Here is a 23,325-nt window from a genome sequence, read left to right on the forward strand (position 1 = left end):
CTGTGCCCTAAACGGCTCAGGAAGGCATTTTTTATTTTACAGAGGAAGGCGTCAACCAGCGGCCAAAGCGGTAATAGAGATAGAGCGCCGCGGAGGTAATGGACCAGGTAATGGGATAGCTTGCGGCCACCATGATCAGGGTGTGGTTGGCGGGCACCACAAAGAAAATCCACGCCAATCGGAGGCCGCAGACACCCAGAATGGAAATAATCATGGGAACCATGGACTTCCCGGCGCCGCGAATGGCGCCGGTCAGCAGTTCGATGAGAATGTAGGTAATGTAGGTGGGGGCCAGAAAGCGGACCAGCTCAATGCCGATGGGTACCACGTCCGCATCCGGACAGAAGAAAGCGACCAGAGGCTGAGCCCAAATAAACATGACGGAGCTGATAGCCAGCGTGAAGGCAGCGGTCATGGCGGTGGAGACCCGGACACCCTTTTTCACCCGGTCAAACTTCCCGGCGCCGTAGTTCTGTCCCGCAAAGGTAGTGAGGGACTGGGACATGGCGGTGATGGTCATCCAGAAGAAGATATCCAGCTTGCCGTAGGCAGTCCAGGCGGCCACGGCGTCGGTGCTGAAGGAGTTGATGGCGGCCTGGATAAACAGGTTGGAGGCGCTGTACATTACCGACTGGAGGGCGGTGGGTACGCCGATCACCAGGATACTGTGGATGGGACCTGCGTGGAACCGCATCTGGCGGGGAAAGAACTGGTAGGCGGACATCTCCGAGCGCATGAGGGAGACCACAACCAGCACAGCGGAGAGCAGCTGGGAGCACACCGTGGCAATGGCCACACCGGCTACATCCAGCCGGAAGCCCAGCACCAGAACCAGGTCCAGTATGATGTTGCACACCGACGCGGCAATGAGGAAGTACAGCGGCCGCTTAAAGTCTCCCACGGCCCGGAGCACACCGGTGCCCATATTGTATACCACATTGGGTATCATGCCCAGAAAGTAAATTTTCAGATACAGCTCCGCCCCCGGAAAGGCGTCTGCCTTGGTGCCCAGAGCGCGGAGGGCCCAGGGCGTGAGGAGAAAGCCCGCCACCATAAAGAAAGCGCCGATGATGACGGAGAGCAGCATGGCCGTGTGGACGCCCTTGTGCACATCCTCCCACTGACGGGCGCCGTAGTGCTGGGCAATGGCCACCACCGCGCCGCTGGCCAGGCCGGTAAAGATACCCACCGTCAGGTTCACCAGCACGCCTGTGGAGCCCACAGCAGCCAGGGCGACCTTACCTACAAAACGGCCCACAACCAAGGTGTCCACCGTGTTGTAGAGCTGTTGAAAAAAGGTACCAAGCCAGAGGGGGAAGAAAAAGGCCAGCAGATGCTTCCAGATGACACCTTGAGTGATGTCACCGGAGGAACGCAGCAGCATGGGAACACCTCCTGAAAAACATTGCGCACACTGTCATACGATTCTACACGCTCCGACGGCGCTTTACAAGAGCGGGGAAAAATTATTTTCCACAGCGCACAATACACAGAAAATGGAAGATAGAAACACGAAGAAAACAAAAGCCAGACGAGCTGAGAAGAAGATTGAGGGAGATAATGAAATGCCAAAGCGGGAAAATAAATATATTTGCTGAAAATGAGCGAAAAAGGGAAAATGGGGGTTGATTTTAGAGCAGGAATGTGCTATCCTCATTGGGCGGCTGGGAATTCCCAGCCAGATAATAGGAAAAAGGAGGAAAATCAGGTGGACCAATGCGGCCGAAGTACGAAAATGGGCAGTGATATTCATTTGCGGGTCCGGGCCGGCGCTGTCCGCCTGGGTTCCTCATTCTGACGAATCCCCCGCTGAATATCGCCGCAGAGGGCGGCTGGACAGTTTGTCCGGCGGCCCTGCTGCGGCTTTGTCCATTTGGTGACTTCCTTGCTGTCATCTCATCAAACAGGAGGAATATCCGATGGAAAAGAAAAATAACTTTGAGGTGCTCCGGGAGCTGCTGGAGCGCCGGGATTACCACGCCCTTCAGGCTATTCTGGCCGAGGAAAACGAGGTGGACATCGCCGAGTTCATGGAGGAGCTGACCAGCGAACAGGCCACGGTGGTGTTCCGCACCCTGCCCAAGGAGCTGGCGGCGGAGGTGTTCTCCAACCTGTCCCCCGAGAACCAGGAGGCCATTCTGGCCGCCGCCACCGACCAGGAGCTGTCCGCCATTGTGGAGGAGCTCTACGTGGACGACGCGGTGGACATGCTGGAGGAGCTGCCCGCCAACGTGGTCAAGCGGGTGCTGAAGAACGCCCGCCCCGAGACCCGCAAGCTCATCAACCAGTTCCTCAACTACCCCGAAAACTCGGTGGGCAGCATTATGACCGCCGAGTTCATGGACCTGAAGAAGTCCATGACCGTGGCCGAGGCCATCGCCCACATCCGCCGCACAGGCGAGGACTCCGAGAGCATCTACACCTGTTACGTCACCGACCACGCCCGCCGTCTGGAGGGCGTCATCACCGTGCGTGAACTGCTCATCGCCAAGGACGAACAGCGGGTGGAGGACCTGATGGAGACCGATGTCATCACCGCCGAGACCACCGAGGACCAGGAAGAGGCGGTCAGCCGGATGATGAAGTACGACTTCATCTCGATGCCCGTGGTGGACAAGGAGAACCGGCTGGTGGGTATTGTCACGGTCGATGACGGTATGGACGTCATGGAGGAGGAGGCCACCGAGGACTTTGAGAAGATGGCCGCCATGGCCCCCTCGGAGAAGCCCTATCTCAAGACCAGCGCCTTCACTCTGGCCAAGCACCGCATTGTGTGGCTGCTGGTACTGATGATCTCAGGCATGATCACCGGCGGCATTCTGGGCCAGTACGAGGCCGCTTTTGCCGCCATGCCCCTGCTGGTCACCTTCATCCCCATGCTCACCGACACCGGCGGAAACGCCGGCAGCCAGAGCAGCACCCTCATCATCCGCGGCATGGCCGTGGGCGAGATCCAGCTCAAGGACTTTATGAAGGTGTTCTGGAAGGAGCTGCGGGTCAGCATGATGGTGGGCGTGGTGCTCAGCGCGGTCAACTTCGTCCGGCTTATCATCACCTACCCCGGCAACGAGATGATTGCCCTCACCGTGGCCATGGCCCTCTTTGTCACCGTGCTGCTGGCCAAGACCGTGGGCGGCGTGCTGCCCATGGCCGCCAAGCTGTTCCACGCCGACCCCGCTATCATGGCTGCCCCCCTCATCACCACCATTGTGGACGCCATCTCCCTCATCGTCTACTTCAACATCGCCTCCGCACTGCTGCCCATCTGAGCAGCGGGGAAATGGGCCCCAGTGTCTGCCATCTATTTCCGGCAGGCGCTGGGGCCCCGGTATTTGTGAAGGTCACAAAAGCCTTTTCAATGGAATTCTTTTGTGATACTATGACAAAAGAATTGTCATAGTAATCAATATTCAGAACATTGAGAAGGAATTGAGGTGAAAATGGTGCATACGGAGCGTTTTCGAAAAGGAATCTGGACAGAGCATGAATACCTGAAAATTGTGGCCGCCAACATGGTCAACCGCTTTGGCGACTCGGTGGATGCAGTGGCCTTTGGTTGGCTGATCTACGCACTGACCGGTTCGGGAGAATGGCTGGCGGTGATTCTGGGTGTGAATTACCTTCCCACTGTCCTGCTCCAGCCCTTCACCGGCGCATGGGTGAATTATCTGAACAAAAAATGGGTGATGGTGCTGTGTGACTTTGGCAGGGGACTGCTGGTGATGCTCATTGCCCTGGGCTTTTTTCAGGGCTGGCTGACGCCCTGGATGCTGCTGATGATCACACTTCTCAACTCTTCGTTGGAAGCCCTGCGTCAGCCCTGCGGCCTGTCTGTGCTGCCCAGAGTGCTCCGGCCGGAGAATCTGGAGACAGCCATGGCCTTTAATCAGAGCACCTGCCGGGCCTGTGAACTGGTAGGTATGGGGCTGTCCGGCGTGATTGTGGCGGTACTGGGCGTGGGCGGCGCGGTGCTGGTGGACGCGGCCACATTCTTTCTCTCGGGCGGAATCCTTACTGGGCTGAAGCTGCCCGCCGAGCAGGAGCGGCCTGGCGGAGGCTATCTCCGGCAGTTGCGCAGCGGGCTTGGCTATTATAAAGGAAATCAGATACTGGTGCTGGTGACCTGTTTCTGCTGCCTGATCAATCTGGTGAGTGTGCCTCTGGAGAGCCTGCGGGCCGCGTTCATCACCGAGGGGCTTGGTCTGGCAGAGGACGCCCTCACCACGGGCAGCGCAGGGCTCTCCCTGGGCCTGTTTCTGGGGGCGGCGGGCTACGGGATCCTCAGTCGGATTCCAAAGCGGCGGCTGCTCTGTGCCTGCGGCCTGGCGGTAGGGGGTATCTATCTACTCCTCTGGACGGTAACCTGGCTGCCTCAGCCCTGGCTGAGAGCTGCGCTGTACGCCGTCCTCTGCCTGCTCTACGGTGCGGCCACCTCGGCGGTGGGCGTGGCGCTCAATGTGGTAATGATGCGAAATGTGGATCGGGAGTTCCTGGGGCGCGTGGGCGGTGTATTCAACGCCCTGGTCTGCGCCTCCATGCCGGTGGCCTCTCTGTTTTTTGCCGCGCTTCAGCGGGTAGTGCCCATCTCAGGAGTCTATCTGTTCACCGCCGCCATTGCTGCCGCGGGCTTCCTGCTCCTGTCGGGCAGACGGGAGATGGCGGCACTGAAATAGGGGCAATGGCGGACCGGGGCTTGTTTTTTGTTCCGCAATCATATATAATACTATGGCTAAAATACCGAAAGAGGGTTTTTAACCGATGAAATTGGGTATCGTGGGTCTGCCCAACGTGGGCAAGAGCACCCTGTTTAACGCCATTACCAACGCCGGCGCCGAGAGCGCCAACTACCCCTTCTGCACCATCGACCCCAATGTGGGCGTGGTAGCCGTGCCCGACAGCCGGCTGGACTGGCTCTCCGAGTTCTATCAGCCCAAGAAGACCACTCCCGCTGTGGTGGAGTTCGTGGACATCGCCGGCCTGGTAAAGGGCGCCTCCAAGGGCCAGGGCCTGGGCAACAAGTTCCTGGCCAACATCCGTGAGTGCGACGCCATTGTCCACGTGGTCCGCTGCTTTGACGACGAGAACATCATGCACGTGGTGGCCGATACCAGCACCAATGTGCCTGTGGACCCCGCCGGCGACATCGGCGTCATCGACATCGAGCTCATCATGGCCGACGTGGAGATGGTGGAGCGGCGCATTGACCGGGCTCAGAAGGCCGCCAAGGGCGACAAGAAGTATCTCCATGAGGTGGAGGTGTTCTCCGCTCTGAAGGACTGGCTCAACGACGGCAACTCCGCCCGATCCTTTGCGTGCGACGAGGACGACGCTGAGCTTATCGCCACCTCCGAGCTGCTGAGCCTGAAGCCTATCATCTACGCCGCCAATCTGGATGAGGAGGGCTTTGCCGACTGCCAGAGCAACGCCTACTACAAGATTGTGGAGGAGCTGGCCGCCAAGGAAGGCGCCCAGGTGATCCCCGTGTGCGCCAAGCTGGAGGCCGAGATTGCCGAGCTGGACGCCGACGAGAAGAAGATGTTCCTGGACGACCTGGGCATCGCTGAGTCCGGCCTGGACCGGCTTATCAAGGCCAGCTACACCCTGCTGGGCCTCATCTCCTTCCTCACCTCCGGCGAGGACGAGTGCCGTGCCTGGACCATCCGCAAGGGCACCAAGGCCCCCCAGGCCGCCGGTAAGATCCACACCGACTTTGAGCGTGGCTTTATCCGCGCCGAGGTGGTGTCCTTTGAGGACCTGAAGAACTGCGGCTCCATGGCCGCAGCCAAGGAGAAGGGCCTTGTCCGCTCCGAGGGCAAAGAGTACGTGATGAAGGACGGTGACATTGTTCTCTTCCGCTTCAACGTCTAACAAACGGGGTCCCCATAAAAAGCTGTGCCTTTTGTGGGGAGAGGCGGAGCAGCAGAGTGAGCGAGCCCCGGCGAAATCGCCGGGGTGAGGGATACGGCGCTTGCGACGCCGAGATGAAGGACGGCGACATTGTCCTCTTCCGCTTCAACGTGTAACCCCAAATATTAAAAAACTCCGGCGTGTCCCAGAGGGGGACACGCCGGAGTTTTTTGTTTTTATCCCTTCAGTTTGCCCAGCAGACGGCCCAGCAGGCCGGGACGGCGCTCCTGGGGACTGGGTGCGGCCTGGGTGGAGCTGGCCTCCTGGAGGGCCTCCGCCATCAGGGTGGCCTGGGCATCCAGAGCGGGTGCGCCCTCCGGACGGCCCACGGGGGCGTAGGTGCCATCCACACAGAGGTTGCGGGCCTTCACATTGTCGGCACAGAACAGCTCCACATAGTGCTTAATCTGCCGCCGGACTGCGGGGTCGATGACCGGGCATGCAATCTCCACCCGCCGCTGGGTGTTGCGGGTCATCAGGTCGGCGGAGCCGATATAGAGCTTGGTCTCCTCTCCTACGCCGAAGGCATAGATGCGGGGGTGCTCCAGGAACCGGCCCACAATGGAGAACACCCGGATGTGGTCGGTAAGGCCGGGTACCCCGGGCCGCAGGCAGCAGATACCCCGGACGTTCATGGTGACAGGCACCCCGGCCTGACTGGCCTGGGCCAGCTTGTCGATGAGGTGGCGGTCAGTGACCGAGTTGACCTTGATGAAAATACGTGCGGGCTTGCCCTGCCGCGCCTTTTCAATCTCCCCGTCGATGAGGGACATGAGCTTGGGCTTGAGCCCGTAGGGTGCCACCAGCAGCTGCTGGTAATCCCCCTCCAGATTGGAGGTGGACATATTCTGGAAGAAGGCGGCCGCATCGGCGCCGATGGCCGGGCTGGCCGTCATGAGGCAGAAGTCGGTGTACAGCTTGGCGGTCTTTTCGTTGTAGTTGCCCGTTCCGATCTGGGTGATGTACTGGATGCGGGCCTTGTCCCGCCGGGTGATAAGGCAGATCTTGGAGTGGACCTTGTAGTGCTCAAAGCCGTAAAGGATGGTGCAGCCCGCCTCCTCCAGCCGCTCGGCCCAGGCAATATTGTTCTGCTCGTCAAAGCGGGCCCGCAGCTCCATGAGCACGGTGACGTCCTTGCCGTTTTCCGCCGCTGCCGCCAGATACTCCACCAGCTTTGCGGTGGAGGCCAGACGGTAGATGGTGATCTTAATGGCCAGGACGGAGGGGTCGTTGGCGGCCTCCTTCACCAGATGGAGAAAGGGGTCCATGGAGTGGAAGGGGTAGAAGAGCAGGGCATCCCGCCGGAGAATCTGGGGGATCATCTTCTCGTTCCGGTTGAGCCCGGCAGGCCACTGGGGGACATACTTGGCATAGCACAGGGCGGCTGCGCTCTCCGGGGGCAGCTTGCCCTCCAGGGCGTACACATACCCCATGGCCAGAGGCGCCTTGGAGAAGAACACATGCTCTCTGGGCAGCTCCAGCCGCTGGCACAGATAGCTCAGCAGCTCCTCGGAGGGGTGCCCCTGGACCTCCAGCCGCACGGGGGCAAGACGGGCCCGCTTCTTGAGCACCTTCTGCATGTGCTCCCGGAAGTCCTCCATGACGTCGTAGTCCTCGTCCTCCGGGCTAATGTCGGCGTTGCGGGTGACCGAGATGACATGCTTCTCCTCCACCTGATAGGTATCAAAGAGGGAGTCGGCATAGGTCAGGACAATCTGCTCGGTGAGCAGATACCGCAGCCCCCGCTCCTCCAGCCGGAGGAAGGTGGGCAGCGCCTTGGGGATGGAGATCAGGCCGAACCTCCGCTCTCCGTCCCGGCGGAGGGAGAGGAAGATGTTCAGGCTCTTGGAGGGCAGATGGGGGAAGGGGTGGTGGCTGTCCATCACCATGGGGGAGAGCACCGGCTGTACATAGTCCTTAAACCAGCGCTCCACCTGCTTGCGCTCCTTGCCATCCAGCTCCTCCGGCTTGAGGGCACAGATATTGCAGGCCCGCAGCCGCTTTTCCAGCTGGGAGACAATCTTGTCCCGCTGCTTGTACAGGGCGGGTACCGCCTTGCAGATGGCCTGAAGCTGCTCGGCAGGGGTCAGGCCGCTGCGGCTGTCCACATAGTCCTGCTTGGACAGGGTCATGTCGTAGATGGAGCCCACACGGATCATGAAGAACTCGTCCAGGTTGCTGGTGAAGATGGCGGCGAATTTCAGCCGTTCAAACAGGGGAACATTCTCGTCCCGGGCCTCCTCCAGCACACGCTCGTTGAACCGCAGCCAAGAGAGCTCCCGCTCCTGGGTGTAGCGGGTGTCCACTGTTTTACTCATGTCCGTTCACTCCCATTACCCACTGGAGCAGATATCCCTCCCGCACGCCGCAGGGGCTCACCAGCACCGTCTCCACCTCATAGCTCTTGAGTACTGCGTTGAGAATGGCCAGGCCGGGCAGGATAGTGTGGACACGGTCGGGGACCGTGCGGAGAATCTGCCGCAGGGTGGCCTGGTCGCCCTTCTTCAGGTCCTTGTACAGGGCGCGGATCTCCTCGGCGGGGATGGTGCGGTTGTTCTGGTCGGCACCGGACAGGTCGTTGCACAGTTTGGCCGCCGCACGGATGGTGCCGCCCACACCGGTGAGGTGGGCGCTGCGCACGCCGGCGGTCTTGGCCCGCTCCAGCTCGGCCTCCACCTGGTCCCGGATGGCGTGGCGCTCCTCACGGGTGGGGAACAGCCCGGAGACATACTTCGTGAACAGTGACAGGGAGCCCATGGGCAGGCTGCACCCGGAGGTAATGATGCCCTTTTCGTAGGACACCAGCTCGGTGGAGCCGCCGCCGATGTCAGCCAGCAGGCCGGTGGCAGGTGCGCCGCCGCCTACCGTGGCGCCCAGGAAGGAGAAGGTGGCCTCATCCGAGCCGGAGACTACCTCCACCGTCATACCAGTGACGGCGCGGATGGTGTCCAGCGCGTCCTCTGTGTTGACAATATTCCGCAGGGAGGCGGTGGCAAACACGTGAATATCCCGGATATCGAAATTCTCCAGCAGCGACTTGAAGCCGGCCAGCACCTGGCAGGCCACCAGGATACCCCGGTCGGACAGCACGCCGTCCTTGATATAGCCGGCCAGTCCGGCCATCTCCTTTTTATTCATCAGCAGCTTGAACTGCCGACCCTCCCAGTGGTAAATGGAAAGCCGAATGGTATTGGAGCCCAAATCCACAATTCCGCATTTCATTTCCCTGACACCTCACAATGAATTGATATATTCAATTTAGTTTACGCGATTTTCCAGCGGTTATCAATGGAATTTACGCAAGATTTACAATCTTCACGGAAAAGGGAGTCAGAAGGGGGATAACTTCATAACCGGCAGCCCGGGCGCATATATATGCCCTAGAAACAAGCAGGGAGTGTTGCTGTTTGAAGGGGAATATCGAGGAGCGCGCCTGCCAGCTGGCGCTTTACATTATAGAGAACAGGGCCACGGTGCGCGGCGCTGCCCAGAAATTCGGCATCAGCAAATCCACCGTACATACGGAAGTGATAAATTAGAACGGTTGATATGGGCGATACAGTAAGCGCCCATATAAGCAAATAGGCGGCATAGATCAGCACCGGGGACGGGCTGACCTATGCCGCCTATTTCGTTTTGGAAGGAAGGGGTACAACTGCACCTATGCAGGCTGTACCAGCTTCCCGACAAAATCGGGGTTTCCAAAGGGGCTTCCCCTTTGGCACACGACTTTGCAACGCAAAGTGTAGTGTGTTATACCTGCTGTCACGGCTGGCGGGTAAAATGAGAGTTTCGCCGGATGGAAACGCTCACTTTGCCCGGCAGGAAAACGGACAGGTTTTTGCGGATAGGGGTGAGCAAAAAGCTGGGCGGTTTCGGGAGTGGCAGCAGGTATATAAAACTCACCAGTAAACAAAATCGATTGTAAGAGATATGTCTGTACTGCTCAAACGCCGCTTCAATTCTGTTAGATGGATAAGGAAATTGATAGAAAAAACATCTTCCCATTTTTCTACCATATTAGCACGCCCATCAAAGATTAATACCATTCTAAACTCTGTGGGAGAAACAGCTAAATCTCCTGGCAATGTTAAAGAACCCATACCTGCTTCACATTTTTCGAGTGTCAGCATAGCTTGGTCAATGGCATACGCAAAATCATTCGGCTTTCCTATCTTCACAAAGTATAGGGTCTGATCCTTGCAAAAGTCGCACACTTCATATCTGTATCGGCCATTACCTTCCGGATCAACAGGTACGGTTCGCGGGTGTAAACAAATTGCCCCTATCAGCTGCGAAATGTTCTGATTGTAGAAAGTTTCATATGGTTGCCTGCTGTTTGTTTCGTCATAAAAACCGTTTTCCCTTGCAAATTGAATGACATCGTCTTTAGATAGTGCAAACTCGTCTTGAGAATGATTTATAAAAGCAACCCTTTTGGCTTCTTGGAAGATACGGTCAAGATATGCAATGTTAAAGGAGCACCATTTGCCATTGCGCAAGCAAAAATTATCTTCTGTGATAAATTCCAGATACTCCGTGATAGGTTTGCGGTTTGTCCATGCATCATTGGCGTATTCAATAGAGATGTTAATTTTCTGAATTACTTCTTGTAGCGCAAATTCTTTTTCCCTAACAAACTCATTAATTGCAGTTATGGATAATTCACCATCGAATTCAAGGCTTTTATGATTACAGCTTAATTTGAAACGGACAGAATCGTTCTGTATTAGCCGTGTTCCCATCATGTAGAAAGATGGAACATTTATTAAGTTTCCATCGTTAGCGGCTCCGTCATATTGCTCAATAGCAACAGCTAATTGATGATAAAGGCTTTCAATTTTTTCTGCATCTTCTTCTACATCCAAAAAAGTTAATCTCGGTAGAGAAATCGAGCTATCTGCTTTTATTATTTCATTTAGGAGATTCAATTTTTCGCCGATTTCAGTTGGCTTCTCTTCCCATTTGAATTGTGCAGAGGTGCCGCAGTTAATAGTAGTTCCCCATAACTCTGGATCAAGACTTGTTCCTCGAATATAGGTAGGTATCTCTCCGCTACGATAGGACAGCACTGTACCGCCCAAGTAATCCATGTGCATTTTACTTAGCTTGCTACCATGAGAAATATTTTGTTGTGCTCGAACCTGGTCTAAATCAATTAGTCGTTCTGCAACAGCCACTCCAAAATTAAAATCACAATAATCGCTCACATAAAAGTGTGCATTGCCATAAGAAACAACAAAACAAGAGTCTTCCCTATAACAAATTAAGGCTGCTCCATATATTTTTAATTCTTGGCTCAAATCCCATTCGGTACAGGTGGATAATAAATTTACCCAAGGAGAGCCCTTTCGGTTGTCTTTATCGCAAAACATGAGGGTAAATGTATATCCAGAGGGGTTTTGAATACACTCCGGTTTCAATGGTATTTCTTCAAATCTTCGATCTTCCAAGAACGACTTGAAGCTCTCTGCTTTTTCTGGAAGAATGCGGTATATATTGTAGTCATAGAGCGGTTTATCGTCTCTCTTTCGTGGCATACCAACACCTCGTTTTTGCAAATAATATCTAGTGAAGGTTAAATGCCTGCAATAGATAAAATTTGCAACGAAAAATCTCTATATTCAGCGCTGCTTTGATTCAAAAGTTCAGATATTCGGTAAAATTTGTTTGTAGTCGGAGATTCTTTTTGTGCCATGTTCATATCAATGCGGTCAACATTAACTACTGTCCAGCACTCTACATAACCATCTTTTTTTGCCTTCTGATGGCTTTTTTCGGCCTCTCCCACTCGGTTGTGAATATTCGAGTAGTCTTGTCCTCCTTTAACCTCGATTGCAACTAAATTTCGGTATTTGTCTGTTGCTAATTCTTCCCTTATCACAATATCGGGATCAGCTGCAAATTGTATGTATACGGTACGGCCTGAATTATTCTTTAATTCAATGCATCTTGAGTTAGAGCGAACAACAGATGCGCTTACAATTTGATAAACTACATCGAATACTTGTGAAATAGCAGAAGTCCCTTTTTGGACATTAGCCCCGCCACGAAGTTGTGGTCCCAATGTCAAAAGGGTCAACTGATCAAAGAATCCGGAACTGATCATTTGGTCCTCAAGATGCTCCAACATATATTTTGCACTGAGATTTAATGCTCGGCATAATTCTGGTAGAGCACTACGTTGCTTTTGCGAAAGGGAGCCCTTTTCCTCTAATGATTTGAACATCCCTGCGCCAGTGGCGGCAGTGTAAAAGCCTTTTTGACTGTAACCTAGCAAAAGACGATAATAGCCCAGTAATCTAGGGTTCTTTTCCAAAATACTTGGAACCGCAAACAATAATTCGCCTCTCATTCCATGCGTGGCAAGAGTTTGTAGCGAACCATTGTTAACATACTCATGTAGCTCTGAATCAAGTATATTAATTTCCATTACTGCAACTGTCGTAGCCAAGGCATCCTGAAGAAACGTCTCTCGTAATTCTTTCAATGTATTAGCAAAACCGACCTGGGTATTGGGCAAGTCAAATATTATTGCCATCTTATTCACCTACAACTTTCAACACTGGAAGTTCTAAAATATCCAATCGTGTTCTTGCAATTTTAACATACTCATCGTTTAACTCTATGCCAACAAATTGTCTATTAAATTCTTGACAAACAACGCCAACTGTTCCAGAACCAAAAAATGGGTCAAGCACAAAATCATTCTCTTTAGTTGAGGCAAGAATACATGGTTCTATCAAAGCAGGAGGGAATGTTGCAAAGTGGGCTTCTGCAAACGGCGCGGTGTTTACATTCCAAACTGTGCGCTTGTTGCGTCCATTTTCTTTTATGGCTTGGTAATCGTAATAATATTTTTCTTTTTTTGTAAGCATAAAAACATATTCGTGGGAACGTGTTGGCCGATCTTTCACGCTTTCTGGCATAGCATTAGGTTTGTTCCAAATAATATCACTACGCAAAAACCAACCATCAGCTTGTAAGGCTAGGGCCAGCCTCCACGGAATTCCTAACAAATCTTTTGGTTTCAATCCTTCTGGAGTGTCGGGACGAACACTCATTGCTCTAGCTGGATTCTTTTTGTCAGGTGCTCTATACCCACGATTTCCGCTAGTATACCCATCACCAATATTTAACCAAAACACACCATCATCTCGTAAAACTCTTTTTGCTTCAGCAAAAACAGATACTAATTTATTAATGTACTGCTGTAATTTTTCCTCCAGGCCAATTTGACCTTTAATACCATAATCTCGAAGTCCCCAATATGGCGGTGAAGTAACAATGCACTGCACTGAAGCCGATGGAAGTTTTTGTAAAGCAAGTATAGCATCACTTTCAATTATAATCGAGTTATCGAGATTAATAGGGGTTGTTGTAATTTTTTTATATGTAATATCGCCCATTTTCATTTTTGCTCCTTAAACATACGATATTGTTTCTTTAGTTTTTTTGTCGGTTTCTCTGCATTCTCTGGAATAACCCAGATGCGACTCATTCGAGTTGCTCCAATTATACGTTCTTCTTTACAGAGAATCTGAACTTGGCGCGGGGTTATTCCCCATTTTTGTGCCGCTTCTTGAACCGTAATATATCCGTTCATTTATATTACCTCAGCAGAGTTTTTGGGGGAGAAGCTATTAACTGTCTATATTATATTCGTTTAAGCGAAATTACACAAGGGATTCTTTTGATAGGAAACGAATACATTTTTAGGTGTCTCGCACTTGTTCTATCATTTTTATCGCCAATCGTTGAAACTCCTCTGCTGTTTCCTCATCCATTGGGATAATCTGCCCAATCTGCCTAGCAATCATCGCAGTCACATCGTCCATTGACACCGGCTCCTGCTGTTGCCCAGCCAGCGCGTCCCTCATGGTTTGAAGCATTGCGGCGGTGGCTACTTCTCCCGGCTGTCCACCGCTATCCATATCTTTTTTAATATCCCGCAGGATGGTAAGGAACACATTCTTGATTTTTTCAATCTCCGCTTCATGTTCCCCCATCTTTTGGGCGTTCAAAAGCTGCAAATCCGGCTTTGCTCCTGCCCGATATTCCGGGTGTTCTTTCATCAGGTCAGACAGGGAAGCCGTTGCCATCTCGATAATCTGGTTTCGTGCCATTATCCCCTTTGCTGCCGTGTCCTGAAAATATATCCGTATCAAATCTATCAGTTTGGGGAAATTCCTGTGTTCTAACAACCGATTGAGGATTTGTACATCGACAGCGCCCGTGACAAGCCTTTTAACCGCTTCATTAGACAGGCCCAGTTCAGAAATATCATAGCTTTTCGGGACGCTGACAGGGGTAAGACCCAGGATATAATCCGTAGATGTTTTCAATTCCTTTGCCAGCTTTATCAGATAATCGCTGCTGATAGTTTTGAGGCTGCCATTTTCAATGCGGGTGATCTGGGATGCATCGATCCCGGTTTTCCGGCTCAATTCTTTCTTTGTCATCCCCAGGTTCGTCCTCAAATCGCCAATCCGGTCGCCTGGATGTTCCTCAAACTGTTTTGCCGCCATATTTCCCCCTCCTTGCCTGTATTTCTTTCAGTTTACCACACCATTCCACATTTAGGAATAGCAGTAATTGCAGATTTACAATTTTGAAGGTCTACACGATGGCATAAATGCAATTCCCGCAGAAAAACGGGAATTGCATTTTTTCATGATAAACTGATCTCACAACCGGTTGAATACAACAAGAAAAGAGGGGTCAGCATCCATCCTACCAAAACTTTGCCGCCGCTGGGACGCAGGCCAGACGGTTCCCTTTACCGCATGACACCAGCGCAGCGGAAACGGGCAAGCGCCCTGATACGCCGGGAGTGCTGTTGCTGTGAAGACGGCAACTGTATTGCCCTTGACGATGGGGACGCCTGCACCTGCCCGCAGACGGTTTCTTTCTCGGTCTGCTGCAAGTGGTTCCGGTGGGCGGTCTTGCCGCTGGACGGGGCGTTGGAAGCAGAGATTTTCCGGGATAAGGACTTGAAACGCTGTGCAGTCTGCGGCGGCGTATTCGTCCCCAAATCCAACCGGGCTAAATACTGCCCCGGCTGCGCCGCCAAAGTTCACAGGCGGCAGAAAACAGAAAGTGAACGGAAAAGGAGGTCTTGTGTGGACAGTTAGGAGCAAAAAAGCCTTGATTTATCAGGCTTCACAGGCCCCAAACCGGGGCGGGTGGTATAAACTATCGCCCACCCCGGAAAACGGGCTTCTAACCGTCCACAAAACACGCTATGACAAACACGATTTACATTCATCAGCCGGAACAGGCGTTCAGCTTCACCCGGCTCCCCAATTTTCTCTTTGAAGCCCCTACATTCCAGCCTCTATCCAACGAGGCAAAGCTACTGTACGCCTTTATCCTGCGACGGGCGGAGTTATCCCGGAAAAATGGGTGGGCGGACGAGTACGGGCGGATTTATCTGTATTATCCCATCTGCGAGGTGGTTGACCTGCTCTGCTGTGGGCGGCAAAAGGCGGTGAATACCCTGCGGGAACTGCAATACGCCGGGCTGGTGGAGATCCAGAAGCAGGGCTGTGGAAAACCCAACCGCATTTACCCAAAATCCTATGAAGCGGTTTCAAACACCGACTTCAAGAAATCCGGTTAGGGTACGCCGGAGGATTGAAAACTGTACCCATGAAGTACGGAAATCACCCTTGAGAAGTACGGAAACCGGACGGTATATAGAAATACAAAGATTAAGAGATTGATTTAGATTCTATCCATTCCAATCCTATCCGAGCTATTTCTGGCAGGATTTTCCCTGTGGAAAACCCCGGATGGGAAAGGAATGGGGAAAGGAGTTTCATGGCACAACACGCAATTTTGCGTTTTGAGAAGCACAAGGGCAACCCGGCAAGGCCGCTGGAAGCCCATCACGAACGGCAGAAAGAGCAGTATGCCAGCAATCCCGACATTGACACCGCCAAGAGCAAGTACAACTTCCATATCGTCAAGCCGGAGGGACGCTATTACCACTTCATTCAGAGCCGAATTGAGCAGGCCGGATGCCGGACAAGGAAAGACAGTACACGGTTTGTCGATACGCTGATAACCGCCAGCCCGGAGTTTTTCAAAGGGAAATCCCCAAAGGAAATACAGGCGTTTTTCCAGCGGGCAGCGGATTTCCTCATTGACCGGGTAGGCCGGGAAAATATCGTGTCGGCTGTGGTACACATGGACGAGAAAACGCCCCACCTGCATTTGACCTTTGTGCCGCTGACAAAGGACAACCGCCTGTGCGCCAAAGAAATCATCGGCAACCGGGCAAACCTGACGAAGTGGCAGGATGACTTTCACGCCTACATGGTGGAGAAATACCCGGATTTGGAGCGTGGGGAGAGCGCCAGCAAGACAGGCCGGAAGCATATCCCCACCCGGCTTTTCAAGCAGGCGGTTTCCCTCTCCAAACAGGCCAGAGCCATCGAAGCCATCCTTGACGGCATGAACCCGCTGAACGCCGGAAAGAAAAAGGAAGAAGCCCTCTCCCTGCTGAAAAAGTGGTTCCCGCAGATGGAGGACTTCTCCGGGCAGCTGAAAAAGTACAAGATCACGATCAAAGACCTTTTGGAAGAAAATCAAAAGCTGGAAGCAAGGGCGAAGGCCAGTGAAAGCGGGAAGATGAAAGACCGCATGGAGCGGGCAAAGCTGGAAAGTGAATTGCACGATATGCAACGGCTGCTTGACCGCATCCCGCCGGAAATCCGCAGGGAATTAGGGCAGGCACAGCGACCCTACCAGGGGCATGATCTTTGACAACCCTATCAGGTACTATTTTCCGCCTTGTTTTCATAGACATGGACAAAGGACAGGCAGCAAGAGGGAGGTGGGAATGCTGCTGTGAAAAAGAGGAAACTCAATTACCGCTTCCATAACCCTAACCCGACGGCAGCTACCGCCGATTACTTACTGAAAATCTTTATGGAAGCAAACCAGGAAAAGGTACAGCTTGCCATACAGTCTGCCGCAGATGCGGTGGATGGTTCCGGCGAAAAGGATAACGAGGGGTGCCATGCATAAGCGGGGCGCCCCTTTCCCTATTGCAATCTAAAACAGCACATGATAAAATAGGGATGTAACAGAACGGTTTTATTTTAACAGAGAGGTTTTGCTATGAACATCGCCGCTTACTGCCGCGTTTCCACCGATAAAGAAGATCAGCTCAACAGCCTGGAAGCGCAAAAAGAATTCTTCTCCGAATATACCAAACGCACCGGGGATAACCTTGTGCGCCTTTACGCAGACGAAGGTATTTCCGGGACGAAAATCAAGAACCGAAAAGAGTTTTTGCGTATGATGGCGGATGCGGAACATGGCCTCTTTGACATGGTGGTGGTCAAGGACATTTCCCGTTTCGCCCGGAACACGGTGGATCTCTTGCAGAATGTCCGCAAACTGAAAGCGTTGGGGATTGAAACGCAGTTCCTGACCGCCAACATGACCAGCATGGGCAACAGCGAATTTGTGCTGACGATCTTTGGGGCCCTGGCCCAAGAGGAGAGCGCCAATACTTCAAAGCGTGTAAAATTTGGCAAGAAAATGAACGCGGAAAAAGGCCGCGTCCCCAACATTGTCTATGGGTACGATAAGACCATCGGGGATTACTTCAACCTCGCAATCAACGAGGAGGAAGCGGCGGTTGTCCGCCAGATTTATGAGTGGTATATTAAGGACGGTTACGGGGCGGCAAAAATCTCTATCTTCCTCAATGAGCGGGGGCTGCGGACAAAGCGGAACTGCCAATGGAGCCAAAATGGTGTCTGCCGCATCCTGACCAACGAACTCTATACCGGGAAAATCATCAACGGCAAGCAGGAAGTAACCGACTTTTTAACCGGCCAGCGGGCGGACAAGGACGCTTCGGAATGGATGGTGGTGGAGCGGCCAGACCTGCGGATCATTGACCCGGAAACCTTTGAGCGGGCCCAGCAGATCATGCAGTCCCGCGGCAAGGCGTTCAAAGTGGATAAAGAACGGCAAAGCAACAAATACCTGTTCTCCACCCTCATCAAGTGCAAGGAGTGCGGCTGGTCCTTCCGGCGCACCGTCCGTACCTACAAAAACACCTATGTCCGCTGGGTCTGCTCCGGCCACAACGGGCGGGGGGCGGACAACTGCCCTAACGCTGTGACGGTGGACGAGGATGAACTTATTGAGGTTTTGCAGGAATATTTTGCCGGGCTGCTGAAAGCAAAGAAAAATGTCATCCGCTATGTAGTGGGGGAATTCCAGCGGGTCTATAAAGCAAAAGATGAAAACCTGAACTATGAAAAGGAGCTGACCGCCCAGCTTGCTAAACTGCAAAAGACACGGCAAAAATATATGGATATGTACGCCGACGATTTAATCTCCCGCGAGGAACTCAATGATAAGATCGGCGGGATGCGGAAAGAGATCGAGCGGCTGGAAAACGAGCTGAAAATGGTGTCTTACCACCTGACAAAAGGCGAGCAGCTGGAAGGCGTCCTGCAACAGACTTTCAAGGAAATTGAGGACATCACCGATGTGCGACAGATGACCAACGCACAGCTCAAGCGGATCATCCAGAAGATCGAGGTGGACAAGGACGGGAATGTAGATATTTATCTGCGCCTGTTCGGTGATTTGGGCCTCAACGAAACCGTTCTAATTCGTCACGACGAAACATAAGGACCTGTCGGAACGGCTGCCCGCCTTTAACCGCCCGCTGTATGAGCAGGTGAAGGGGGTCCTGGAGGAGAACAAGGCGGAGCGGCATATCCGGGGCGGCATTGCCACCAGGAAAAAATATAAGGGACAATAAGGAAAAGATAAGCGCCTCCGGCCTGTACAACGGCCGGAGGCGCTTTTATGTTGAGAGAGAGCTTCAGTGCCATACAACCCAGATAAGAATGTAGCCGGTGAGAACGGCAATAATGGAGAAGGGCAGGCCAATGCGCATAAAGTCACGATTGGTGACGGTGTAGCCTGCCTTGCGGAGAATGCCGATACCCGTAATATTGGCGCTGGCGCCGATGGGAGTCAGGTTGCCGCCCAGGGTGGCTCCCACGAGCAGGCCGAAGTAGAGCAGGTAGGGCTCCACACCCATCAGACCGGAGATGCCCTGAACCACCGGGAGCATGGTAGCCACATAGGGAATGTTGTCAATAAAGGCGGAGAAGAGCACCGAGGCCCACACAATGAGGGAGTAGATGAGGAACAGATTGTCCCCGGCCAGGCGGACAAAGAGCTGGCTGATGGCGTCAATGACGCCGGCGCTTTCAATGCCCCCGATGATGACGAACAGGCTGGCCAGCAGCAGCAGGGTCTGCCAATCTATCTCCCGCACCAGCTGGCCGAAGGGGGCCGCCGAGCGGGTCTGAACCGCCTTGCGCAGAAAGCCCAGGATGGCCAGGGACATACAGATGATACCGTTGGTGAGGGCGGGGCGGTGGGGCAGGAAGGAGGCCAGAATCAGCAGCGCCACCGTACCGCAGAGCAGAATGGTGGGGACATAGTCCTTTACCACGGTCCGGCTTCCGGCGGACACAGGCTGTGTCTCATGCCGGAAGTAGAAGAGCAGCACGCAGGCCGAGGCCACTGCGCCAATCTCTACCACCCAGAAGATACCCGGGCGGCCCCGGAAGAAGAAAAAGTCCAGGAATGTCATGCCTGCGTAGTTGCCCAGCAGAATGGAGGTGGTGTCTCCCACCAGGGTGGCCGCACCCTGAAGGTTGGAGGACACCGCGATGGCAATAATAATGGGCACCGGGTTGACCTTCAGCTTTTTGCACAGGGCCATGGCTACCGGCGCCACCATGAGGACAGTGGCCACATTGTCCACAAAGGCAGAGATGATACCCGCGAAGAGAGACAGGGCCACGGCAGCCCACTTGATATTGGGCATGTGGTCCATGATCACGTCGGCCATCAGGGCGGGCATACCCGACTCAATGAACAGAGCCACAGTACCCATGGTACCGCCAATCATGAGCAGCACATTCCAGTCGATGGCCCCCACCACCTGCTCCAGAGGCAGAATACCCAGCAGCACAAAGAGAATGGCCGACGCAGCGGCAATATAGGACCGGTACTTGCTGAAGGCCAGGAGGAGAATGTAGGTCACCAGAAAAATTCCAAGGGCAAGATGCATGACGGCACGCTCCCGGATCAGATTTCCACGCCCGAAGCCGGGCGGAGAGAGGGGCGGCCGGAGTATATCGCCGGGCCGCTTAAGAGACATTATAATCGCTGCAGCGTGAAAAGTAAATCAAAAGGACCGGCCATTCCGCAAAAGGGAACGACCGGTCCAGTGTCTGTCAGGTAAGGACAGGTTTCAACAGCTCTGCCATGGCGGCGGCATCAATCGTGGTGTCGGTAAAGTGCTCCAGGGCAAATACCGCCTGATAGACCAGCATCCCAAGGCCGTTGGCTGTGGGATGGCCCAGCTCCCTGGCCCGGCGGAGCAGCTCCGTTTCGGCGGGGGCATAGATCAGGTCGAACACCGGTGTTCCAGTGGGCAGCGCTTCCAGGAAGGACAGGTCTTCAAACTGTCCCTGGGTTCCCTCCATACCCAGGCTGGTGCAGTTGACCACCAGGTCCGCCCGGGCAGCCAGACGGCGCAGGGTGGCGCTGTCAAACCCGGCAGGTTCCAGGCGGCCCAGCAGGTCGTGGGCGCAGAGTGCTGCAGCCTTCTCTAACGTCCGGTTGCATACGAACACCGCCCCCGCCCCCTGCTGCACCAGCTTGAGGGCCACGGCCCGGGCGGCCCCGCCCGCCCCCAGCAGCAGGACGGTCCTGTCCGCCGGGGTGGTGTCCAGATCCTCCAGCGCCCGGACGAACCCCCGGCCATCCGTGTTATATCCGTATACTCTGCCGTCTTTTATACATACCGTATTCACTGCGCGGTACAGACGGGCATCCTCATCGGTCTCGTCCATCAGGGGAAAGAGGACCTCCTTGTGGGGCATGGTGGCGTTGAACCCGGCGTACCCGGTAAATTTGGCGCACCTGAGCCACTCCTCCGCCTGCCCCCGGGGCACCGGCTGGCACAGGTAGACATAATCCAGACCCAGGGCGGAGAGCATGGTGTTGTGAATCAGGGGCGACTTGGAGTGGAGCACCGGATCGCCGATGACGCAGAGCTTTTTTGTGGAGTTTGTGACTTCTACCTTCATGTCCATCTCTCCCTGTTGATTGCAGGCCGCTTCTTTAAAGGAAGCTCTCCTTGGCTCTTTTCCCACGCGGGCAAATTATGAATGGAAGCTCTCTTTGGCTACTTTCTCTCTCGAGAGAAAGTAACCCATGGCGGCCTCGTAGCCGTAGAGGCCCAAGCCGCAGATCTGGCCCACGCAGGCGGGGGCGGTGACGCTCTTGTGGCGGAACTCCTCCCGCTGGTGGACGTTGGAGATGTGGACCTCAATGCAGGGCACGCTTACCGCCTTCAGGGCGTCCAGAATGGCGTAGCTGTAATGGGTGAAGGCGCCGGGGTTCATGACAATGGCGTCATAAACCCCGGCGGCGGCGTGGATGGCGTCGATGATGGCCCCCTCGTGGTTGGACTGGAAGCACTCGGCGGTGGAGCCGTGGTCCGCCGCAAAGGCCTTCAGCCGGGCACACAGAGCCTCGTAGCTGTTCTCGCCGTAGATGCCCGGCTCCCGCTTGCCCAGCAGGTTCAGGTTGGGGCCGTTGAGGATGAGAAATTTCATAGCTGACATGCCTCCCGATAGAGGGCGGCGATGCGCACCGCCGCCTCTTCCGCTGTTTTTGTGTCGGAAATTGTATACTGAGCGTATTTTCGATAGAGGTCTATGCGCTGTGTATAGAGAATCCGCAGCTTATCCGGGTCCTTGCCCACCAGGGGACGGCCCATATGGTCCTCCCCCACAATGTCCTCCAGGTCCCGGTCACGGAAAAAGATAAGGCCGGTGGCGGCGAGGGCCTCCATGTTCTCCGGCCGGAGGATAATCCCCCCGCCCGTTGCAATAACCGTGTTGTCAAGCGCTGCCGCCTGACGGGCTGCAGCGGTCTCCCGGTCCCGGAAGGCGGCCTCCCCCTCCTGGGCGAAGAGCTCCGGGATGGTCTTTCCTGCCGTCTGCTCCACCAGAGCGTCGGTATCCACCAGAGGCATACAGAGCATTTTAGAAAGAATCTTCCCCACCGTGGACTTGCCGCTGCCCGGCATGCCGATAAGAACCAGATTCATGGCTGTTCCTCCGGCTCGTAGCCCTTGAAGTTGCCCAGAATCCGCATGCCCGCCGCCAGCTGGCTCAGCTCATGGAGCACGCCGTCCATGCCGGGGGCGTCCAGATCGCCGGTGAACTCCAGGAAAAAGAGGTACTCCCAGTTCCGGCCAGGGATAGGACGGGACTCAATCTTCAGCAGGTTCAGGTTCTGCACCGCGAAGATGGTGAGAATCTCGTGGAGGGAGCCGCTCTGATGGGGCAGGGTGAAGAGGGCGCTGATCTTGTTGCGCTCACTCCGGTGCTCCGGCACCGTGGAGACCACCACAAAACGGGTGGTATTGGTGTTGTTGTAATTGACCTTCTCGGCCAGAATGTTCAGGCCGTAGATCTCCGCTGCCCGGCGGGAGCAGATGGCGGCGGCGGTGCGGTCGCCGGAGGCGGCCACCTCCTTGGCGGAGCCTGCGGTGTCCAGGGTGGGCACCCGCTTCCAGTCCCGGTGGGCGTCCAGGAAGCGCTCGCTCTGCATCAGCCCCTGCTCGTGGGAGTACACCGTGCGGATGTCGTCCAGGGTTACGCCGGGCAGAGCCATGAGGCAGTGCTCCACCTTCACCTGCCACTCGCCTACGATGTAGTAGCGGTACTGGGCCAGCAGGTCGTACACCTGCCGGATGGAGCCGGTGGAGCTGTTCTCCACCGGCAGGACGGCGTAATCCGCCTCGCCTGCGTCCAGGGCGGCGAACACGTCGGTAAACCAGGCCAGGCCCCTGCTGTTCACCTGGGGGCCGAAGAAGCCCACAGCGGCCTCCTCGCTGTAACACCCCGGCTCTCCCTGGTACACCACTCTGGGATTGTCCACCGGCGTACGGGCACGGGACAGGTCGGAGACCCAGGCGGCGTAGCCCGGGTCCTCGGTTCCCTCGTGGACCAGTCGCCGCTGCTGGCGGCGGGAGATGGCCATGATGGACGCGTACAGCTCGGCCACATCGGCCTTGAGAGCGGCGTCCTCCACCATGGCGGTGCGTGCCTCTACCACCCGGCGCTCCCGGGCGGCGTCCAGCACCGGCATCTGCCGCTCCAGCTTGTACTGCCCCACCTTGGCCGTGATATCCATCCGGCGGCGGAACAGCTCCACCAGCTCCCGGTCTACGGCGTCGATCTGGTCTCGGTACTCCTCCAGCTGAGACATAGAAAGGTCACTCCTGTTGATGAAATGGGGAGCCGCGGGCCCCCGTGAATTGGCGTATCAGATGCCCAGCAGCTC

The 23,325-nt window shown here is 54.9% G+C and carries 21 protein-coding genes and 2 pseudogenes; 10 read left to right on the top strand and 13 right to left on the bottom strand.

All coding sequences use genetic code 11. The annotated features are described in order from the left end of the window. Positions 1 to 31: 31 nt before the first annotated feature. Positions 32 to 1,384, bottom strand: coding sequence for an MATE family efflux transporter (locus tag ACOX7T_RS12230; protein ID WP_433443136.1), 1,353 nt, complete (start codon positions 1,382 to 1,384; stop codon positions 32 to 34). Positions 1,385 to 1,919: 535 nt separating this feature from the next. Between ACOX7T_RS12230 and mgtE the strand changes: the two genes are divergently transcribed. From mgtE to ychF, 3 genes are all read left to right on the top strand, one after another. Then, positions 1,920 to 3,269: a magnesium transporter gene (gene mgtE / locus ACOX7T_RS12235; RefSeq protein WP_433443139.1), complete on the top strand. Its 1,350-nt coding sequence runs from the start codon at positions 1,920 to 1,922 to the stop codon at positions 3,267 to 3,269. Positions 3,270 to 3,440: 171 nt separating this feature from the next. Then, positions 3,441 to 4,673, top strand: coding sequence for an MFS transporter (locus ACOX7T_RS12240; RefSeq protein WP_433443176.1), 1,233 nt, complete (start codon positions 3,441 to 3,443; stop codon positions 4,671 to 4,673). Positions 4,674 to 4,758: 85 nt separating this feature from the next. Beyond that, on the top strand, positions 4,759 to 5,868 hold the full coding sequence (gene ychF / locus ACOX7T_RS12245; RefSeq protein ID WP_433443141.1) for a redox-regulated ATPase YchF: 1,110 nt from the start codon (positions 4,759 to 4,761) through the stop codon (positions 5,866 to 5,868). A 215-nt stretch (positions 5,869 to 6,083) separates the two neighbouring features. On the opposite strand, the gene ppk1 is transcribed toward ychF, so the two are convergent. After that, entirely contained in the window at positions 6,084 to 8,225 is a 2,142-nt protein-coding gene (gene ppk1, locus ACOX7T_RS12250; RefSeq protein ID WP_433443143.1) for a polyphosphate kinase 1, read from the bottom strand. After that, complete coding sequence (locus ACOX7T_RS12255) at positions 8,218 to 9,129, bottom strand: phosphatase (protein ID WP_433443145.1); 912 nt, start codon at positions 9,127 to 9,129, stop codon at positions 8,218 to 8,220. The genes ppk1 and ACOX7T_RS12255 overlap by 8 nt, the downstream gene beginning before the upstream one ends. Positions 9,130 to 9,314: 185 nt before the next feature. Here ACOX7T_RS12255 and ACOX7T_RS12260 point away from each other — a divergent pair. Then, a pseudogene (locus tag ACOX7T_RS12260) lies at positions 9,315 to 9,437 on the top strand (sporulation transcriptional regulator SpoIIID); the annotation flags it as partial. A gap of 372 nt (positions 9,438 to 9,809) precedes the next feature. On the opposite strand, the gene ACOX7T_RS12265 reads toward ACOX7T_RS12260, so the two are convergent. The 5 genes from ACOX7T_RS12265 to ACOX7T_RS12285 all read right to left on the bottom strand — a co-directional run bounded on the left by ACOX7T_RS12265 (position 9,810) and on the right by ACOX7T_RS12285 (position 14,435). Then, positions 9,810 to 11,447, bottom strand: a complete 1,638-nt coding sequence (locus ACOX7T_RS12265) for a DUF6119 family protein (protein ID WP_080906327.1) — start codon at positions 11,445 to 11,447, stop codon at positions 9,810 to 9,812. Positions 11,448 to 11,485: 38 nt separating this feature from the next. Next, complete coding sequence (locus ACOX7T_RS12270; RefSeq protein ID WP_080906326.1) at positions 11,486 to 12,448, bottom strand: XcyI family restriction endonuclease; 963 nt, start codon at positions 12,446 to 12,448, stop codon at positions 11,486 to 11,488. Between the two features lies 1 nt (position 12,449). Then, positions 12,450 to 13,322: a site-specific DNA-methyltransferase gene (locus ACOX7T_RS12275; protein WP_080906325.1), complete on the bottom strand. Its 873-nt coding sequence runs from the start codon at positions 13,320 to 13,322 to the stop codon at positions 12,450 to 12,452. Next, positions 13,319 to 13,513: a DNA-binding protein gene (locus tag ACOX7T_RS12280; protein WP_080906324.1), complete on the bottom strand. Its 195-nt coding sequence runs from the start codon at positions 13,511 to 13,513 to the stop codon at positions 13,319 to 13,321. Before ACOX7T_RS12280 ends, ACOX7T_RS12275 begins: the two co-directional genes overlap by 4 nt. A 109-nt stretch (positions 13,514 to 13,622) precedes the next feature. Continuing rightward, a complete protein-coding gene (locus tag ACOX7T_RS12285) occupies positions 13,623 to 14,435 on the bottom strand; it encodes a helix-turn-helix domain-containing protein (RefSeq protein ID WP_297232812.1) in 813 nt (270 codons plus the stop codon). A 198-nt stretch (positions 14,436 to 14,633) separates the two neighbouring features. Between ACOX7T_RS12285 and ACOX7T_RS12290 the strand changes: the two genes are divergently transcribed. The 6 genes and pseudogenes from ACOX7T_RS12290 to ACOX7T_RS12315 form a co-directional block, all read left to right on the top strand. Then, positions 14,634 to 15,041 (top strand): cysteine-rich VLP domain-containing protein, encoded by a 408-nt coding sequence (locus ACOX7T_RS12290; RefSeq protein WP_433443178.1) that lies wholly within the window; start codon positions 14,634 to 14,636, stop codon positions 15,039 to 15,041. 110 nt (positions 15,042 to 15,151) lie between these two features. Further along, positions 15,152 to 15,529 (top strand): replication initiator protein A, encoded by a 378-nt coding sequence (locus ACOX7T_RS12295; protein WP_302382183.1) that lies wholly within the window; start codon positions 15,152 to 15,154, stop codon positions 15,527 to 15,529. Between the two features lie 200 nt (positions 15,530 to 15,729). Then, the gene (mobV, locus tag ACOX7T_RS12300; RefSeq protein ID WP_433443150.1) at positions 15,730 to 16,677 is read left to right on the top strand and encodes a MobV family relaxase; all 948 of its coding nucleotides are present in this window, start codon (positions 15,730 to 15,732) and stop codon (positions 16,675 to 16,677) included. Positions 16,678 to 16,761: 84 nt separating this feature from the next. Next, on the top strand, positions 16,762 to 16,941 hold the full coding sequence (locus tag ACOX7T_RS12305; RefSeq protein WP_433443153.1) for a hypothetical protein: 180 nt from the start codon (positions 16,762 to 16,764) through the stop codon (positions 16,939 to 16,941). A 93-nt stretch (positions 16,942 to 17,034) separates the two neighbouring features. Next, on the top strand, positions 17,035 to 18,570 hold the full coding sequence (locus ACOX7T_RS12310; RefSeq protein ID WP_433443155.1) for a recombinase family protein: 1,536 nt from the start codon (positions 17,035 to 17,037) through the stop codon (positions 18,568 to 18,570). Next, positions 18,557 to 18,703, top strand: a pseudogene (locus ACOX7T_RS12315) (sporulation transcriptional regulator SpoIIID); the annotation flags it as partial. The gene ACOX7T_RS12310 and the pseudogene ACOX7T_RS12315, both read left to right, overlap by 14 nt. 63 nt (positions 18,704 to 18,766) lie before the next feature. On the opposite strand, the gene ACOX7T_RS12320 reads toward ACOX7T_RS12315, so the two are convergent. The 5 genes from ACOX7T_RS12320 to ACOX7T_RS12340 form a co-directional block, all read right to left on the bottom strand. Next, positions 18,767 to 20,032, bottom strand: a complete 1,266-nt coding sequence (locus ACOX7T_RS12320; protein ID WP_433443158.1) for an SLC13 family permease — start codon at positions 20,030 to 20,032, stop codon at positions 18,767 to 18,769. A 166-nt stretch (positions 20,033 to 20,198) separates the two neighbouring features. After that, the gene (aroE, locus tag ACOX7T_RS12325) at positions 20,199 to 21,056 is read right to left on the bottom strand and encodes a shikimate dehydrogenase (RefSeq protein ID WP_433443161.1); all 858 of its coding nucleotides are present in this window, start codon (positions 21,054 to 21,056) and stop codon (positions 20,199 to 20,201) included. 75 nt (positions 21,057 to 21,131) lie between these two features. Further along, positions 21,132 to 21,587: a type II 3-dehydroquinate dehydratase gene (gene aroQ, locus ACOX7T_RS12330; protein WP_433443163.1), complete on the bottom strand. Its 456-nt coding sequence runs from the start codon at positions 21,585 to 21,587 to the stop codon at positions 21,132 to 21,134. After that, complete coding sequence (locus ACOX7T_RS12335) at positions 21,584 to 22,084, bottom strand: shikimate kinase (protein ID WP_433443166.1); 501 nt, start codon at positions 22,082 to 22,084, stop codon at positions 21,584 to 21,586. The genes aroQ and ACOX7T_RS12335 overlap by 4 nt, the downstream gene beginning before the upstream one ends. Continuing rightward, positions 22,081 to 23,250, bottom strand: coding sequence for a bifunctional chorismate mutase/prephenate dehydratase (locus ACOX7T_RS12340; protein WP_433443169.1), 1,170 nt, complete (start codon positions 23,248 to 23,250; stop codon positions 22,081 to 22,083). The genes ACOX7T_RS12335 and ACOX7T_RS12340 overlap by 4 nt, the downstream gene beginning before the upstream one ends. Positions 23,251 to 23,325 lie beyond the last annotated feature (75 nt).

The organism is Pseudoflavonifractor sp., from assembly GCF_050943825.1.
In the GTDB taxonomy this organism is placed as follows: domain Bacteria; phylum Bacillota; class Clostridia; order Oscillospirales; family Oscillospiraceae; genus Pseudoflavonifractor.

Coding starts and splice junctions, on each gene's coding strand:
- ACOX7T_RS12230 (WP_433443136.1), bottom strand. CDS start 1,384: ATGCTGCTGCGTTCCTCCGGTGACATCACTCAAGGTGTCATCTGGAAG.
- mgtE (WP_433443139.1), top strand. CDS start 1,920: ATGGAAAAGAAAAATAACTTTGAGGTGCTCCGGGAGCTGCTGGAGCGC.
- ACOX7T_RS12240 (WP_433443176.1), top strand. CDS start 3,441: ATGGTGCATACGGAGCGTTTTCGAAAAGGAATCTGGACAGAGCATGAA.
- ychF (WP_433443141.1), top strand. CDS start 4,759: ATGAAATTGGGTATCGTGGGTCTGCCCAACGTGGGCAAGAGCACCCTG.
- ppk1 (WP_433443143.1), bottom strand. CDS start 8,225: ATGAGTAAAACAGTGGACACCCGCTACACCCAGGAGCGGGAGCTCTCT.
- ACOX7T_RS12255 (WP_433443145.1), bottom strand. CDS start 9,129: ATGAAATGCGGAATTGTGGATTTGGGCTCCAATACCATTCGGCTTTCC.
- ACOX7T_RS12265 (WP_080906327.1), bottom strand. CDS start 11,447: ATGCCACGAAAGAGAGACGATAAACCGCTCTATGACTACAATATATAC.
- ACOX7T_RS12270 (WP_080906326.1), bottom strand. CDS start 12,448: ATGGCAATAATATTTGACTTGCCCAATACCCAGGTCGGTTTTGCTAAT.
- ACOX7T_RS12275 (WP_080906325.1), bottom strand. CDS start 13,322: ATGAAAATGGGCGATATTACATATAAAAAAATTACAACAACCCCTATT.
- ACOX7T_RS12280 (WP_080906324.1), bottom strand. CDS start 13,513: ATGAACGGATATATTACGGTTCAAGAAGCGGCACAAAAATGGGGAATA.
- ACOX7T_RS12285 (WP_297232812.1), bottom strand. CDS start 14,435: ATGGCGGCAAAACAGTTTGAGGAACATCCAGGCGACCGGATTGGCGAT.
- ACOX7T_RS12295 (WP_302382183.1), top strand. CDS start 15,152: ATGACAAACACGATTTACATTCATCAGCCGGAACAGGCGTTCAGCTTC.
- mobV (WP_433443150.1), top strand. CDS start 15,730: ATGGCACAACACGCAATTTTGCGTTTTGAGAAGCACAAGGGCAACCCG.
- ACOX7T_RS12310 (WP_433443155.1), top strand. CDS start 17,035: ATGAACATCGCCGCTTACTGCCGCGTTTCCACCGATAAAGAAGATCAG.
- ACOX7T_RS12320 (WP_433443158.1), bottom strand. CDS start 20,032: ATGCATCTTGCCCTTGGAATTTTTCTGGTGACCTACATTCTCCTCCTG.
- aroE (WP_433443161.1), bottom strand. CDS start 21,056: ATGAAGGTAGAAGTCACAAACTCCACAAAAAAGCTCTGCGTCATCGGC.
- aroQ (WP_433443163.1), bottom strand. CDS start 21,587: ATGAAATTTCTCATCCTCAACGGCCCCAACCTGAACCTGCTGGGCAAG.
- ACOX7T_RS12335 (WP_433443166.1), bottom strand. CDS start 22,084: ATGAATCTGGTTCTTATCGGCATGCCGGGCAGCGGCAAGTCCACGGTG.
- ACOX7T_RS12340 (WP_433443169.1), bottom strand. CDS start 23,250: ATGTCTCAGCTGGAGGAGTACCGAGACCAGATCGACGCCGTAGACCGG.